9 protein-coding genes are annotated in these 17,022 nt (G+C 48.3%); 3 read left to right on the top strand and 6 right to left on the bottom strand.

The genetic code is table 11. The annotated features are described in order from the left end of the window. Positions 1 to 572: 572 nt before the first annotated feature. The 6 genes from BLW31_RS00340 to BLW31_RS00315 are packed head-to-tail and all read right to left on the bottom strand — an operon-like array spanning position 573 to position 10,955. Positions 573 to 3,338: an alpha-L-rhamnosidase gene (locus BLW31_RS00340; protein WP_010536728.1), complete on the bottom strand. Its 2,766-nt coding sequence runs from the start codon at positions 3,336 to 3,338 to the stop codon at positions 573 to 575. Beyond that, positions 3,338 to 4,759: a rhamnogalacturonidase gene (locus BLW31_RS00335; protein ID WP_010536729.1), complete on the bottom strand. Its 1,422-nt coding sequence runs from the start codon at positions 4,757 to 4,759 to the stop codon at positions 3,338 to 3,340. Before BLW31_RS00335 ends, BLW31_RS00340 begins: the two co-directional genes overlap by 1 nt. After that, complete coding sequence (locus BLW31_RS00330; RefSeq protein WP_010536730.1) at positions 4,740 to 5,327, bottom strand: DUF4450 domain-containing protein; 588 nt, start codon at positions 5,325 to 5,327, stop codon at positions 4,740 to 4,742. The genes BLW31_RS00335 and BLW31_RS00330 overlap by 20 nt, the downstream gene beginning before the upstream one ends. After that, positions 5,278 to 6,798 carry a glycoside hydrolase family 28 protein gene (locus BLW31_RS00325; RefSeq protein ID WP_010536731.1) on the bottom strand — a complete coding sequence of 507 codons (1,521 nt, stop codon included), beginning with the start codon at positions 6,796 to 6,798 and terminating at the stop codon, positions 5,278 to 5,280. The genes BLW31_RS00330 and BLW31_RS00325 overlap by 50 nt, the downstream gene beginning before the upstream one ends. A gap of 24 nt (positions 6,799 to 6,822) precedes the next feature. Next, a complete protein-coding gene (locus tag BLW31_RS00320; RefSeq protein ID WP_010536732.1) occupies positions 6,823 to 8,061 on the bottom strand; it encodes a rhamnogalacturonan acetylesterase in 1,239 nt (412 codons plus the stop codon). Between the two features lie 17 nt (positions 8,062 to 8,078). After that, positions 8,079 to 10,955, bottom strand: coding sequence for an exo-beta-1,4-galactosidase (locus tag BLW31_RS00315; RefSeq protein WP_010536733.1), 2,877 nt, complete (start codon positions 10,953 to 10,955; stop codon positions 8,079 to 8,081). Between the two features lie 242 nt (positions 10,956 to 11,197). Here BLW31_RS00315 and BLW31_RS00305 point away from each other — a divergent pair, with 242 nt between their 5' ends. Genes BLW31_RS00305 through BLW31_RS00295 form a run of 3 tightly spaced genes read left to right on the top strand, consistent with a single transcriptional unit; the run spans position 11,198 to position 17,022 of the window. Further along, a complete protein-coding gene (locus tag BLW31_RS00305) occupies positions 11,198 to 13,555 on the top strand; it encodes a family 43 glycosylhydrolase (protein ID WP_029425318.1) in 2,358 nt (785 codons plus the stop codon). Between the two features lie 22 nt (positions 13,556 to 13,577). Beyond that, positions 13,578 to 15,680, top strand: coding sequence for a beta-galactosidase (locus tag BLW31_RS00300; RefSeq protein ID WP_010536735.1), 2,103 nt, complete (start codon positions 13,578 to 13,580; stop codon positions 15,678 to 15,680). A 43-nt stretch (positions 15,681 to 15,723) separates the two neighbouring features. Next, a complete protein-coding gene (locus BLW31_RS00295; RefSeq protein ID WP_010536736.1) occupies positions 15,724 to 17,022 on the top strand; it encodes a rhamnogalacturonidase in 1,299 nt (432 codons plus the stop codon).

Genomic DNA, 17,022 nt, shown 5'->3' with positions numbered 1-17,022 from the left:
CTCTCACTATTCGTCTGTATCCTCCTGTTCATCGGTATTACAGTGATGAGAGCGAATGTGGTAGCAGAGTGAGAGCAAGCTGTTGCTCTCACTGTTCAGATCGCAGGTTCTTAGCGGTTATTCATTCGATATAGTTCAAATACCGGTTTCATGCGGTGAAACAACAGTTTCTTACCGTTTGAAACTTCAGTTCCACATGGCTTGAAACTTTAGTTTCCCCGCTTGAAACAACAGTTTCTTCTGCTTGAAACTCTTGGTTTCATTACTTGAAACTTTTAGTTTCCCTATATGAAACTACTTCGATTGACTCCCCTGGTGTAAAGGGCTCTGCGAAACCTGGATGATACAAAGTGAGGGCAACAGTTATCTCTCACTCTGCTACCACATTCGCTCTCATCACTGTAACGCCGATGAACAGGAGGATACAGACGGATAGTGAGAGCATGGGAGCAAAAGTCGTGCATAATTACTGTTGAGAGCAAAAAAATCCCCTCCTTTTTGAAAAGAGGGGAATCAAGGTATATTGCCTTATCTTGAACTGAGAGTAGATTTAGATAATAACTTCAGTGTGTCTAAAAAGATAAATAATCTACCGGAATCAGCCGGACTTCACTATTTAGTCCCGAAGGCATGGGAGCCCAATGACCGTAGTTAGCCGGACGATAGTTCAGATCGACGATATTGATCTCCTTGAATTTGCGCCACTGCACTCCCTGCCTGTCCAGTTCGGCTATTCGGTTGGCAGGAAGGTTGGTGACTTCTATCTCGATGTGGTTTTTTCCTGATTTCAGCAGATGGCCTACCCTTAGCTGATAAGGTACTGCCCATGCGCAGCCTGCTTCCTGTCCGTTGATCCGGACACGGGCACTTTCGCGGACATCTCCTAAGTCGAGCACCCAGTCGTCAGCTTGCAAGGCAGGCAATTCGATGTCCAATGAATAAACACCGGTTCCCATATTGGTTTTGGCTGCCGGATGGTCAATGGCCGTCCACGAACAAGGGCGGTCGATGTTGAATGTACCTTTTATTTCCGGCTGGCTTTCGGCAAAATGCAGTTTCCAGCCATGATTCAGGCTGAGGCTGAACGGTTGTTCCTGAATGTATTTCCATGATTTGGCGCCTGTCAACGGCTGTTGATAAGTCTGCAAAATCACCGATTCACCGGATTTCAACTGGAGGTAGACTTGTGTCTGATCTCCAGTCTGGCGTATACGTGCTTCTCCGCATTCGCCTGTCATGGGATTGAAGAGGGCGGCGGCTTCGGCTTTTGTTCCCAGTGTCACCCAATCATCCACTCCTTTATCTTGGAGGGAAGAGATGAAATAATGGTGGCCGTTATCGTTCACCCTTCGGATAGCTTGCAGTCCGAACCTGGTTTTCATTTCTTCCTGCGGAATATTGCAACTCGCCAAAGTGCGTGCATAGTCCGTTCCTGTAATGATCTTGCCTTTTCCCACCGGGGTGACCGTTGTTTCGGAGAATGATACGGAAGGCAGCTTTTGCAGCGTTTGTTGATAAGTCTTGCGCTTCTGTTCCAGCTGACCGTATCCCGGCACGTCTGTCGGGTAGTTTTCGAGGAATACGATGGTAGCTCCTTGTTGCGCCAGTTTCAGCAGATGAGCCAGAACGTCATTCGGCATTAAGTGGGCGGCGGGCACAACCAGTGCTTTGTAGCCGGTTCCGCCGGAAGTGACTAACTGGCCGTCTTTGAAACGGGTGCTGCGGATGAAGTTGTCAGAGATATAATCTCCGTCATATCCGCTGTTGTTGATGCGGTGGATGGCATTTATAAATTTGGGGGCGAGTTTGTCCATGTGATGAATGCTGAATAGCAGCAAACGTCCCGGCTGCTCCTCCCACATATCATAGACGGGCAGATAGATAAGGAAGTCATTATCCGGTTTACCCATTTGCAGGAAACTCTGGCAACGGGTGATATAATCGAAGAAAGAAGGAGCGTCGTGCCAGATACTGTTGGTCGGGCTCATATTGATAGAGGCGTAAAACAGCCATCCCGGCCATTCGGCTTCTTGGGGCGAATAGGGAGTTCCGTGAAAGAACATATGATTGATGCCGGAAACAAACATCAGGTCCATATCCGGTTTGCATTGCGACAAGGAAGTGCGGAAATGCTCCGTCAGCCATGTAAATGTCTCGGTAGAAGTATAGGGCTTTCCAGCAATATGGGCAGCAGAAGAGGCATATTTCAACATCGACAAGTCCGAATCATTCTTCTTGGTCAGTGAATCCCGGCGTAATCCTTTGATATGGAATTGAGACAGACCGAATCCTTCACATTCGGGAATGTCTACGGCTGCGTAAACATCAATCAGGTTGGCAGGCGATCCGTGTGCCTGATTGCGGGTGATGCTTCCGTTCTTGTGTGCCCAGTCCGTCCATTGACGGGTAAAGTTTTCCAGCAGTAAATCGGAAATCGTTTCCCGGTAATCGGATATGATGCGGCGGCTGACTTCCGGACGGCTTTCGTCCAGGAACTCCGGAAAGTGTTCTTCCAGCTTATATCCTCTCCTGCGGGCGAACTGATCCAGAAAATCTTCTGTCCAGTCTGCCTGATATACCTCGTAGGAGTCGTTGAAGAATGTATGCGGATAACTCGTCTTGCTGCTTTTGAAAGCGCGGTCGAACCGGGAAAGATAGCTTTTGACCGCACTTTTGGAAAGATGGTTCATCACGTATCCTTCTCCTCCGGGAGCGGCACGTTTAACCTTCTGCCGTGTCTTGCCGTTATAAAGGGCTATCACTTTCCATTTTCCGGCGGGAGCTTTCCATTCCAGTTTGTCTTTCCTGACATGGGAAGTCAGATTGATGCACCGCCCGTTTCCGTCATAGGCCATCACGCGGCTCAATACCGAATAAGGTTGCTGTTTCTTGTCAGCTACATTGATGTCCTGTACGATTTCCTGGCCTCCCTCTATCTCATACGTCTGGAAGATAGCTTTGCTGGCTGCCTCTTCGATGCTGACTTCCGGTCCTCCGAAGGGCCATCCTGTTCCGGTATTCATGTCGATCTCGATGCCGGTGCGCTTTCCTTCCGCTTGTGTATGTTTGAGCACTTCCATCCATCGGGGAGAAAGAAACTGAATATCGTTGGCGTCATTGCCCTGCACTCCATAAATGGGAGTGATTTCTACGGCGCCCATGCCGGCACGGGCGTATTCTTCGAGATTGTAAGTCAGGTTCTTCTCGTCGACAGCGCTTCCCAGCCACCACCATCTGGTGCCGGGGCGGGCTTCTGCCGGAGCATCCGGCCACTGTTGTGCTTGTACACTTCCGCCTGCTGCGAGCATGCAGAGGAATATCAGTTGTTTTTTATTCATTATTCTGTGGGTGTATGATAGTATTCAATGTTTTCTACGTCGTCAGTCACGAAGAGCGGACGTCCGTCCGGCTGTTCAAAGTGGAAGCGGATGCCGTCGAAAGTTATGTTCTTTGCGTGGCGGATATAAAATCCTTTGGCGGGAATCGTGCCGAACATCCAGGGTTCGGGATATACTTTCTCCTGTTCGGGCGGAACACGTTTGCCGTCTTCCGCGCTATATCCACCTTTATAATATAGATGAATGTTGCGGAAAGTCACGTCCTCGATATAGGTTCCGGGCACGCCGCTGATGATAGAAGCATAACGGCTGTCGGCATTCCATACGTTGATGTCGCTGATAAGAATGCGTTTCATGCTTCCTGCGGGAGTACCTTCGGGGCTACGCATTCGCGCGCCAAGCCGGAGGAAGACAGGAGCGTTCACGATATTCCTCATGGTAATATTGCTGATAACGATGTCTTCCAGATGACCGCCGTCCACGCTTTCGAGTGCCAGTCCCCGGCAATGTTCGAATATACAGTTGGTGATGGCGATGTTGCGGAATCCTCCGCTGCTTTCCGTTCCGAGCTTGATACGTCCGGTGCGGTATCCGTGGTCGGGTGCCTGTGGTTCGTCGAGTTGCCAGCTTCCGTCCAGTACACTTCCTTTGTCGAATCCGCTGACGTAGCAATCGCTGATCGTTACGTTTTCCGTATCTTTGAAACGTCCTAATGCATAAGAGGCTTTCAGAACAATGGCATCATCCCACGGAGAATTGACCGTGCATTGGCTGATGCGTACGTTGCGGCAGCAGTCGATATCGAATCCATCGCGGTTGGTATCTACTTTCAGGTTCAGCAGGGTGAGATGTTCCACACCGGTGGCTAGCAGGGCGAAGTGTCCGCAATGGAGCATGGAGAAATCTTTCAGCGTGACATTCCGGCAGTCTTTGAGGCTGATAGCTTTGTTGCCTACTCCCGGCAGACGGCTTTCTTCACGGGTCAGTCCCTTGCCATAGATCAGTCCCGGACCGCTGATGGTGATATTTTCCAGACCGATTCCCCAGATGAGCGAGTTCTTCCAGTGACTGTGTCCGAAGTCCTGATATTTATTATGCTCGTTGGGCTCTGCCAGGTCATATCCTTCCTCCTTGCCCGGGAAAGCGGCGATGATGCGTGCGCCCTGTTCCAGATAGAGATGGATGTTGCTTTTCAGCCGGATGGAATAACAGGCATATTCTCCGGCAGGAAGATATATGGTGCCTCCGCCGTCTTGTGCCGCGGCTTCGATGGCACGGTTGATGGCGGGAGAGTCAATAGTCTTTCCGTCCGCTTTTGCTCCGAAGTCTCTGACGTTGTAGGTTGCTGCCTGCAAATACAGGCAACTGGCCAGCAGAGTGAGTAATAGATATATTCTTTTCTTATTTGGTTTTGAGTTCATTCTTTATTTTATTAAAAAGCTCCGGCAACATGAAATAATTATAATCCGCTTGGGCGTTTTGCTCGTAGAAACAGAAATAAAGCTTCCCGTTTGCTGTGAGCGGACAGCGACCTGCAAGAACAGGGCGGTCTGTTCGTTTTCCCGATTCGTAGAGCTGCAAAGGGGTCTTGTCCTGATGACCGTTGCTTAGACGGATGTCGTCAGTGGGAGTGACGGCCTGCAAGGTACGGAGTTTTATACTTTCACCGTAGTAGCAGGTGAAGGCTTGTCCTTCTACACTGAATACATTGATATCCATGTCCGGACGGCAGTCTCCGAAACTCCAGAATAAGGTGTCGGCCTGCTGTAAGGAAGCGACTGTTACTTCGAGGATAAAGCCACGGGTATCCGGCAAGGCTTTCCACAGGAAAGTGATTCCTTTTACTTTTTCCTGAGGAGCCAGCCAATGACTGTCGGCTCCTTTCGAAATTCCCAGACGGAAGGTTCCGGCGGGAGGAGTCAATGGCTGCGCTTGTACGCTAATGAGGCAGATTGCCAGCAGTACGGCGGTCAGTAGTTGTTTTAACATAGTCGAAGTGGATATTACTTTGTTCGTTTTCCTTTAATTCGATGGCATCCCTGTCTTTGACGTCCAATGTGATTCCCGATAAATTAAAGTTTCTCGTATAGCAGATTTTTCCCGGTTTATTGGTCTGCGCTTCGATGCCGTAAAGATAGAAGTTTTCCAGACGTAACGTATCATTCCAGCCGGAAGCAGAGATAAATTCATCTACATTTTCCGCTTTTACCTGCGACAGATATACATTGCGGAAACGCGGATATCCTTTTTCGGGCGGTTCTACCGGAGTCAGCATCACTTTCCAGTGCTCCGGAATTTCTTTGCCTTCATATTCTTTAGGCAAGGTGCTGTAGCTATAACTCGGATTCCAGTTTAAGTCTGCCGCCAATACCTGACTGATATTTTCCGCGCTGACGCGGGTCATGTAGATATTTTCTATGGTTCCTCCACGGTTCATGGCACTTTTTAACCGCAGTACGGTCGATGTGCCGACCGCTTTGAGGTCATAGCCCAATATATTGCGGATGCTGCCCGAAGTTTCGCTGCCGCAGGTGATAAGTCCTGCTCCTTTGCGGGCGGTACAGTTACGCACTACCACATTCTCAGTCGGACGGTTCACGCGCAGTCCGTCTGCGTCCCTTCCCGATTTGATACAGATATTGTCGTCGTTGCAGTCCACGTCACAGTTTTCGATCAGAATGTTGCAGGAGGAGTCGATGTCGATGCCGTCCGTGCTCGGGCCGTGACCGCCGATGTTATTGTTGATCGTCAATCCGTCTATGGTGCAATAGTCGGAATAAAGAATCTGACATCCCCAGAACCCTGTACGCATCAGAGTGAAACCGCTTAGTGTGATGTCCGAACTGCGTTCGACGAGGATGCCCCGTACCCGTTTGCAGTCATAGTCCACAATCCAGCGGAGCCCTTTGGCCACATATTCTTTCCTCATTTCCCAGTATTTGTCCCAGAAAACCTTTCCCCGGCAGTCCAGGGTACCTTCTCCGCTGACGGCAGCGTTTTTCTCGTCAACAATGTTGATTACTGCTGCCGGCCATGTCATCTCTATTCCTGCTATGCGCGAACGGAATTCGGGATAATGGTGGATGTCGGGACTGGCAAGCAGAGTCACCCCTTTGCCGATTTGCAAGTTGACACCGCTTTTCACAAACAAGGCGCCTGTCTGGTAATACCCCGGTTGCAGGATTACAGTTCCTCCGCCGGAGACAGCGCAACTGTCGATTGCCTTCTGAATGGCTTCCGTGCTGAGTACAGTGCTGTCTGCTACTGCGCCAAAAGAATTGGCGGATATAATCATCTTGTCTCCGGGAAGTTGGCGACTGCCTACGCTGTCTGCCCACGACAAGTCCGGTTGCTGAGGTACCTGTCCCCATTCGAAGCTGTTTCCGGCTTGTTTTGCCGGGGTGCACGCTACCATAAACGAGCCTGCCAGCAGTAGGGGAAGGATGTTTTTGATTCTCATATAGTTCTTTAATATAGGATTCTTTTAATTGCCGTCCGGTTTCTCTATTTCCGTGAAAGGTGATTCATTCCAGCGGAACGCATTCACGTCGTCCGGATGTGCAGGATCATATGCCGGGTCTATTTTGAGATGCTTCGCCAGTTCGGGTACGGCTTTCTTCATTCCTTCGATGACGCATTTGGCTATCTGATAAGCACCGTAAGGATTGAAATGCGTATTGTCGGCGATATCCTTGGTCTGCCCCGGATAAGTGCCTGCCGGATAGTGGACGAAAGCACGTTTGGAAGTGTCCGGTCCCAGTGCTTCATACAGAGTGCGCGTCATTTCATTGAGATCGATCAATGGAACATTTTCTTTGGCTGCCAGCCAGCGTATGGCTTCCGGATAATCTTCATGAGTATCGCGGATGTGCCCGTTCGTATCGAAACTGCGGCGCTGGGTAGGAGTGACGAGTACAGGATGCGCTCCGCGGGCACGTGCCTCATCGATAAATGTTTTCAGGCTGGTCATGAAGGAGTAGTAAGCTCCTTTGCCCGGTCCTTTCTGCTTCTGGTCGTTGTGGCCGAACTCCATAAAAAGATAATCTCCCTTTTTGATCTGGCTTAACGCTTTTGCCAGCCGTTTGGCTCCGATAAAGGTATTCGCCGATTCGCCGGATTCGGCATAATTGGCTATGCAGACGTCGGTGCCGAAGAAGTGAGGAATCATTTGTCCCCAGCTTGCCCACGGTTCGTTGTCCTGATCGACCACCGTACTGTTGCCGCATAGGAATACGGTAATCACAGACGGGTCGGCAGGTTCAATGCTGATGCTTTGGCATACGGGAGCGTCACCGTTGAACTCCAGTGTCAGCTTGTCATCCCAGTTCAGTTTGGTCTTTTCACGCGGCTTGATGTGTACCGATTCTTTGTCGGAAATGCGTGGATTCCGCTTGTTGATGACAAATGTTTCGTCTACAAACTGACCTTTCCGGGTGGGTAGATTCTCGACAAATAAACGTCGTGATTCACCTCGTACAGTGGTTACGCCTGCCTGCTTCTTGCTTCCGAGACGTACGGTTACTTTGTAGTTGCCGTCCGGCACACGGACCGAGAAGAAGAAAGGAGCTTTGCTTCCTTTTTCGGGCGTAGCTGCGAGGTCATATCCATATCCTGTTTCCTCGCTGTAGCGGGGAGCGTCTGCCAGTTGAAATGTCCGGGCTTGTTCCTGAGCACCGATAGACGTTGCCATCAGGAGCAGAAGCCCTGCGAAGATTGTTTTCATATCAGTAATCAATAAGTTTAATTAATATTCGGTTTTAGTTCGTCGGGCGAATCTTTGGTGTAAGATTTCACGTCTCCTGCTACTTTGGTGAATAGTTCCTGAATCAGTTCCGGAGCAATGTTCGCTGTCGGGCGGAAAGCGTCGGAATTCATGTAGTCCAGAATTGCTTTATGCATCTGGCGTGCAACTACTCGTTTTTCCGGTTTTGAAGTGATGTCCATGCTGGTCATCAGCACTTTGCCGTTCAGTACGTTGGCTTCGAACAACATTCCGATTTTCCGGTTGATAAACCAGGTGTCTATGCTCTGAATAGTCGGCTGGAAGTCTGCCGGGAAACCGGTGAACTGCATCACTTGTGCTTTGTTCAGCAGTTCCCACCATTGCAGGTTACTGTGATATTCTGTCGGGAATTCACGGAAAAGCGGATGATATTCGTTGAGGAAGATACCCGTGGTGTGGGGTGGACGCATCTTGAACCAGGAAGTGTTCCAAAAGACAGGGGTGAAGTATTGTTTCACTTCCTTGCCGTACTGGATTTTTCCGGCTGCCGTAATCAGTACGTTTCCTCCTTCTTTCAGAATGGAGATGGCCTTCGCATCTAGTGTGTCGGTAGTATATACATTCCCCTGAGTCAGTTCTACCTGTGCAGGATATACCCAGAAGTCCCAGTCGTTGATAGCGTTGCTGCCTTCAATACGAATCTCCATATTCAATTTCTGCGGTGTAGTGATGCCGTTCAGTTTCATATCTACACTTCCCAGCTGGCAAAGATTTCCGACAGGTATGTCCTGAGTACCTACTGTTCCGTGAGCGTATACTTTGCCATATTCATCTTTGATGCTGTACACGGTTTTGGCTCCCTGCAAGGGGGCTGCCCCGAAGTGCGACACTTCGATATCGGCATGGAAAGTCTCATCGTTGGTATACACGAATTTGGGAATGCGTGCCAATGGGACGGTCGGACTGCAGAAGCGTCTGAACTCATCTGCGTTGATATAGCCTTTTTCTTCAAAGAAGACATCCAGAAGACCTACCAATGCAGTTCCCTGACCGGAATAGTCATTCAGTGCCAGCAGTTGGAATCCTGCATAATCGGGTGTACGCAGTGTCTTTTCAATCTCGTGTTTGTAGCAGATTGCCTGAAGTTTGCCCGAAGCCATCATGAAGTCGTGTCCCATGCTGCCCATGTGATTGTCATTCAGGATATCCCGGAAGATTTCAAAGTTCTTGGCCTTGTTTACTCCGGTATATTTGCGTATCTCGCTGAAATTCGGGAATGCGCACCATTGTCCGGTCTCATGAGATACATACGGTTGCTTCACGGAATCGATTTTGGCACGGTAGTCGGACATGCTTTCCGGTTGCGAGCCGGCCCAGCTGAGACCGCGTGCTCCGGCTTTCACATGATATTGATTGTGAGGTTGCCATTGCCAGCTGCCTCCCACAGAGGCTCCTGTATATACGTGGCGGGGATCGGTTGCTTTCCAGTAATCGACGAATTTGCTTACCCAGGGTACCCAACGACCGGAAGGTTCGTTGCCACACGCCAGCATGCAATAAGAGGCGTAATTTCCGTATTCCTTAGTCAAAGCGATCGTTTCGTCCATCAGATACTTGTCGATAGGCTGTCCGTTGCCCAGTCTCGGACCATGATTGGGCCAGCTGGGACCTTCGGGTTGCAGGTAGAAACCGACCAGATCGGCAGCAATGAAAGCTGCTTCCGGCGGACAGAAAGAGTGGAAGCGCATGTGGTTCAGTCCGTAGCTGCGGCAGATGCGGAAAACCCGTTCCCATGAAGCCACATCCATCGGCGCATAGCCTGTAAGCGGGAAGTCACAGTTTTCCACTGTACCGCGGAGCATTGTCTTCCGTCCGTTGACGTAGAACCATTTTCCTTCTATCTTAAAATCACGCATGCCGAACTGCACTTGCTTCCTTTCAGACTGCTTGCCGCTGCTCAGTGTAGCCGTCAGCTTGTAGAGTGCCGGGTTGAATTCATCCCATGTCAGGAAGTCTTTTCCCATCGGAAGTTCCATTTCTACCCGATTGTCTCCTGACTGGATACGGAATGTCTGTTGAACAGGGGCTACCTTATGCCGGGTATCTGTATTGAAGCTTTCGGCAGAAAGCGTTATTTCTCCTTTGGCAGCGGAAGAGGATTTCACATTCATACGTACCAGCGCTTTCCGGTTGCTCAGATCGGGATATACCTGTATGTCATCGAAATAGACTTTAGGTGTTGTTTGCAGTTCGATTTTGCCTACGATACCGTTCCAGTTGCCCTGTGTCTGGTCGGTGATGCTATGTGAGTCCGGACCGACATTGATTTCTTTAATCCGGTTATCGATCCGGATAGTGATCCGGCAAGGTTTGCCGGGAGTGACTGCCGAAGTCAGGTCGTATACATGAGGAACACAAAGACTGTTCTGCATACCCATCTTCTTAGAGTTTACCCATACGGTCGTTTCGATATGCGGACGCTCCAGGAAAAGAATGATTCGCTCCCCTTTCCAGTCGGATGGAATTGTCACTTTCTTTTGATACCAGGCGACACCTACATAGTGTTTGTCGGGAGTCAGGAAGAAAGGTAATTTGACTTGCCCTTCTATCCGGTATTTCTCCATGTAAGGATTGAAATAGTAAGAACTGTCATATAAACTTCCTGTCCATTTGGTGCGTGCGGTTACGTTGTCCCCTTTCAGTTTTTCGGGCATGGAACCGGGCAGGTTGATAGATTCGTCGAGCGATTTATTGAACCATTGTTCTTTCACACCCGCATCTTGCCGGTCAATTTGGAAATCCCATGTCCCGGATAGGCTGAAAGAAGAGTTTTGCCCTCCTACAGTCAGTACAGAGGCGAATACAATGGCAATACTTACTAAAAGTTGTTTCATGATATGTAGGATTGATATGTTTCTCACTATGTTTTAAAATCTGGTGCTAAAGTAGGGGTTTTGGAGAATCAATAAAATAGAAAGATGTACAGATACATAGAATATTGTGCTAAAAATGGCTTTTCTGACGGTTGGTGTACGAAACTACATGAATGTGATAATATCTCCATTATCATTGATTTCTGATTTTCTGATGGATGCCATATCTTTGCGAAGTAAACTTTTTAATCTTAAGGTGAACCATGAAAAAAGTATTTGCCTGGATGGCTTTAACTCTCTGGTCAGTAATGACAATCTCGGCAGGTGAGACTGCTTATCTCTTTTCTTATTTTATCAATGACAGTAAGGACGGTCTGCATCTTGCCTACAGTTATGATGGACTGAACTGGACTCCTTTGAACGGCGGACGCTCTTTTCTGACTCCGGCTGTTGGTAAAGATAAATTGATGCGTGACCCCAGTATATGCCAAGCTCCCGACGGAACATTTCACATGGTCTGGACTTCCAGCTGGACGGACCGGATTATCGGATATGCCTCTTCCCGTGACTTGATTCATTGGAGTGAACAACAAGCCATTCCGGTGATGATGCATGAACCGAAGGCCCATAATTGTTGGGCGCCGGAACTCTTTTATGACGAAGCTTCGGAAACGTATTATATCTTTTGGGCGACTACTATCCCCGGACGTCACAAAGAAGTGCCCACTAGCGAAAGTGAGAAGGGGCTGAACCATCGCATGTACTATGTCACTACGAAGGATTTCCGCACTTTCTCAAAGACAAAGATGTTTTTCAATCCGGATTTTAGTGTTATTGATGCGGCTATCGTGAAAGACCCGAAAGAGGGAGACCTGATCATGGTCGTTAAGAATGAGAACTCCAATCCTCCGGAGAAAAACCTGCGTGTGACACGTACCAAAGATCTGGCCAAAGGTTTTCCAACGAAGGTATCGGTCCCCATTACGGGAAAGTATTGGGCGGAAGGACCGGCACCTCTTTTTGTCGGTGATGCGCTTTATGTATATTTTGATAAGTATCGTGATCATCGCTACGGTGCAGTCCGTTCGCTGGATCATGGTGAAACGTGGGAAGACGTGTCCGATCAGGTTTCTTTTCCGAGAGGAATCCGTCACGGAACCGCTTTTGCGGTGGATGCTTCCGTAGTAGAGGCGCTGGTTGCCAACCGGGCTTACAATCCGTTGATCCCCGATAATCTGGCAGACCCTTCTGTCTCCAAGTTCGGCGATACGTACTATTTGTATGGTACGACAGATTTGGACTACGGATTGGGACGTGCCGGCACTCCGGTAGTGTGGAAGTCGAAAGATTTTGTAAACTGGAGTTTTGAAGGTTCCCACATTCGCGGGTTCGACTGGGCGAAAGGATATGAATATGTAAATGACAAAGGTGAAAAGAAAAAAGGATATTTCCGGTATTGGGCTCCCGGAAAAGTGATTGAACAGGACGGCAGGTATTATCTGTACGTGACATTTGTAAAACCGGACGAGAAGATGGGTACGTATGTGCTTGTGGCCGATCGTCCGGATGGCCCTTTCCGGTTTGCTGAAGGAAAAGGACTGTCTGTGCCCGGAACAGCGGAAGCGGATAGTCCCGCTATTGTACCGGATATCGATGGAGAACCGTTTGTCGATGAGGATGGGAAGGGATATATTTTCTGGCGGCGCAGGTTTGCCGCCCGTCTTTCGGATGATAAGCTGCACATAGAGGGTGAGCCGGTCAGTATCAAAACTGCCCGTCAGGGATACTCTGAAGGCCCGCTGATGTTCAAGCGAAAAGGTATTTACTACTATGTATATACCTTAAGCGGTCATCAGAATTATGCCAATGCCTACATGATGAGTCGTGAGTCTCCGTTGACAGGCTTTGTCAAACCGGAAGGCAATGATATCTTTTTATTCTCTGCCCCTGAAAATCAGGTTTGGGGACCGGGGCATGGCAATGTGTTCTATGATGAGGGAACCGATGCATATATCTTCGTCTATCTTGAATATGGAGATGGAGGTACCACCCGGCAGGTATATGCCAACCGGATGGAATTTGATGAAGACGGGACCATCAGGACGCTGGTACCGGACGCACGGGGAGTAGGCTGTCTGGCTGCTCCGCAGGAAACGAGAAAAAATCTGGCATTGCAGTCGCACTTTTATGCTTCCAGTGAGAAAGCACCGCGTACTTCAACGGTCAGCATAGAAACACAACCCAATCAGCCCCTGCCGGATAAAGGCTCAGTGAAGAATTATACCCGTACACATACTTATCAGGCTGCCCATGTGGCGGACGAATCAAACGGAACCCGTTGGCTGGCAGCTGATACGGACAGCAGTCCCTTTATTACAGTAGATTTGAAAGAAGTACGGACAGTAAGTGAATGTCATTTCTTCTTTACCCGTCCCACAGAAGGGCATGCGTGGAGGCTGGAGAAATCTGCAGATGGAAAGAATTGGCAGACATGTGCCGAACAGGGCAAGGTACAGGCACGGTCTCCGCATATTGCCGGTGCCATCGGTGAAGCCCGCTATCTTCGTCTCCATATCCGTCGGGGAGATGCCGGCTTGTGGGAATGGAAGATTTATGAATAACTAAAACAGTGTAATAACTATAATGACAGAGAATATGAAGAGCAAAATTCTGACAGTCTTTTGTGCCGGTATTTTAGCCCTTTCCGGGGGAATGCAGTCTGCAAAAGCACAAACTTCTTCTTGGTTCAATGATAAGGATCTGACATTGACTGGGGTTTATTATTATCCCGAACACTGGGATGAAAGCCAGTGGGAGCGTGATTTCAAGAAGATGCATGAACTGGGATTCGAGTTTACCCACTTTGCAGAGTTCGCATGGGCGCAGCTGGAGCCGGAAGAAGGACGATACGATTTTTCCTGGCTCGATAAAGCTGTGGCTCTTGCAGCCAAATATGATCTGAAGGTCATCATGTGTACTTCTACCGCTACTCCGCCCGTATGGATGAGCCGGAAATATCCTGAAATTCTGTTGAAGAATGAAGATGGTACCGTTCTCGACCATGGTGCCCGCCAGCATGCCTCGTTTGCTTCGCCGCTCTATCGGGAATTATCGTATAAGATGATTGAGAAACTGGCACAGCATTACGGAAGTGATTCCCGTATTGTGGGATGGCAGCTTGATAATGAACCAGCCGTACAGTTTGATTATAATCCGAAAGCGGAGCTTGCTTTCCGCGACTATCTCCGTACAAAATACAATCATGACATTCAGTTGCTGAACGATGCATGGGGAACGGCTTTCTGGAGTGAGGCTTATTCCTCTTTTGATGAAATCACTCTTCCTAAGCGTGTCCAGATGTTTATGAATCATCATCAGATTCTGGATTATCGTCGTTTTGCCGCTGCGCAGACCAATGATTTTCTGAATGAGCAATGCCTGCTGATCAGAAAATATGCAAAGAACCAGTGGATTACTACCAACTATATCCCCAACTATGATGAAGGACATATCGGCGGTAGTCCTGCACTTGATTTCCAGAGTTATACACGTTATATGGTGTATGGCGACAACGAGGGGATCGGACGCCGCGGATATCGGGTCGGAAATCCATTGCGTATTGCCTGGGCGAATGACTTCTTCCGTCCTATACAGGGTACGTACGGAGTGATGGAGTTGCAACCGGGACAAGTGAACTGGGGTGGCATTAATCCGCAACCGCTTCCGGGGGCTGTCCGTCTGTGGATGTGGAGTGTATTTGCCGGTGGAAGCGATTTTATCTGTACGTATCGCTATCGCCAGCCTCTGTACGGTACAGAGCAGTATCATTATGGAATAGTAGGAACGGATGGGGTAAGCGTCACTCCCGGCGGAAGGGAATATGAAACCTTTATAAAAGAGATAAGGGAACTCCGGAAACATTATGCTCCGCGCGAAACGAAGCCTGCTGACTATCTGGCACGTCATACCGCCATCCTTTTCAACCACGAGAATTCCTGGAGTATCGAGCGGCAGAAACAGAACCGTACATGGGATACTTTTGCACATATAGAGAAGTATTACCGGACTTTAAAGTCCTTTGGTGCTCCCGTTGATTTTATCTCCGAACAGAAGGAGTTGACGGAGTATCCTGTAGTGATAGCTCCTGCTTACCAACTGGCTGATAAGGCATTGGTAGACCGATGGGTTGCTTACGTGAAGAATGGCGGTAATCTTGTGTTGACCTGTCGCACGGCCCAGAAAGACCGTTATGGACGTTTACCGGAAGCTCCTTTCGGTTCTATGGTTACTCCTCTGACCGGCAATGAAATGAACTTTTATGACCTGCTGCTACCGGAGAATCCGGGTACTGTCGTCATGAACGGAAAGGAATATACGTGGAATACATGGGGTGAAATTCTGATTCCCGCCTCAGATGCACAGGTCTGGGCGACGTACACCCGGGAATTTTATGAAGGTGGTCCTGCCGTCACATTCAGAAAACTGGGTAAAGGCACTGTAACGTATGTCGGAGTGGACAGCCACAATGGTGCGTTGGAAAAGGATATCCTGAAGAAATTATATGCACAGCTACAAATTCCTGTGATGGATTTGCCTTATGGAGTAACGCTGGAATACCGGAACGGGCTGGGGATTGTGCTGAATTATTCCGACCGTCCTTATACATTCAGCGTACCGGAGGAAAGTAAGGTACTGGTAGGAACTGAAGAGATCCCAACCGCAGGAGTATTGGTGTTTTCAATGTGAGGTGTTGATTAATAATAGATAAGTATAAAAAGATAAATAGGTAATGAAACAAATTGTAGGACTGGTATTGATTTTGTGTTGTACACAAATGGTGGCTCAGGAGGTTTTTCCTGACGGCAAGGCAATCCCTGAATGGTTCAGGGAAAACAAGGAAGTGAATGTGAATGCTTTAGGAAAGAAATATAGTATAACCAGTTATGGGGTAGTGAACGACAGTACGGTGGTGCAGACGAAGAAGATACAGGAAGTAATTGATCTGGCTGCACAGAATGGGGGTGGAGTGATAGTAGTTCCCCAAGGTACCTTTTTAAGCGGATCGCTTTTCTTTAAGAATAATACTCATTTATATCTGGAGGAAAATGCGGTATTAAAGGGGAGTGATGACATCAGTCATTTCCCGGTGAAAATGACCCGTATGGAGGGACAAACTTTGAACTACTTTATGGCTTTGGTAAATGCAGACGGACTGGATGGATTTACTATTTCGGGAAAGGGAACTTTGAATGGAAACGGGCTCCGGTATTGGAAGTCATTCTGGTTGCGCCGTTCCATAAACCCGGATTGCACGAATATGGAAGAAATGCGTCCTCGCATTATTTATATGTCCAACTGTAAAAATGTTCAGATTGAAGGAATCAGGATTATGGATTCTCCTTTCTGGAGCACTCATTTCTATAAATGCAGTTTCCTGAAATTATTGAATCTCCGCATTACCTCGCCTGCCAGCCCCGTAAAAGCTCCCAGTACAGATGCGGTGGATCTGGATGTTTGTAATAATGTGCTGATAAAGAACTGTTATATGTCTGTCAATGATGATGCAGTAGCCTTAAAAGGCGGAAAAGGACCTTGGGCGGATAAAGATGACAATAATGGAGAAAATTATAATATTATTATTGAAGACTGTACTTATGGATTCTGTCATAGCGCCTTCACCTGTGGCAGTGAATCCATTCATAGTCGGAATGTGATTGTCCGCCGTTGTAAGGTGGATAAGGCACGTGCTCTCCTGACTCTTAAAATGCGCCCGGATACACCGCAAAAATATGAGTATATTTTGGTAGAAGATATCACAGGGAATGTGCAGAATTGTCTGAATATAGCTCCTTGGACACAGTTCTACGACTTGAAAGACCGCAAGGATATTCCCCTTTCTTATTCCAATAATATTACGATGCGCAACCTTGATATCGATTGCAATGTCTTCTTTAATGTGAAGAAGTCCAACCAATATAAATTGTCCGATTTCCATTTTGAGAATCTGACAGTACGGGCTAAGAAAGGAAATGTGGATCAGAGCATCATCCATTCATTGACAATGAATAATGTGAAGATAAACCAATAA

Origin of the sequence: Bacteroides faecis MAJ27, assembly GCF_900106755.1 — a bacterium.
In the GTDB taxonomy this organism is placed as follows: domain Bacteria; phylum Bacteroidota; class Bacteroidia; order Bacteroidales; family Bacteroidaceae; genus Bacteroides; species Bacteroides faecis.
The sequence above is the reverse complement of the archived record's forward strand: the minus strand, read 5'-3'. Positions and strand labels throughout refer to the sequence as shown.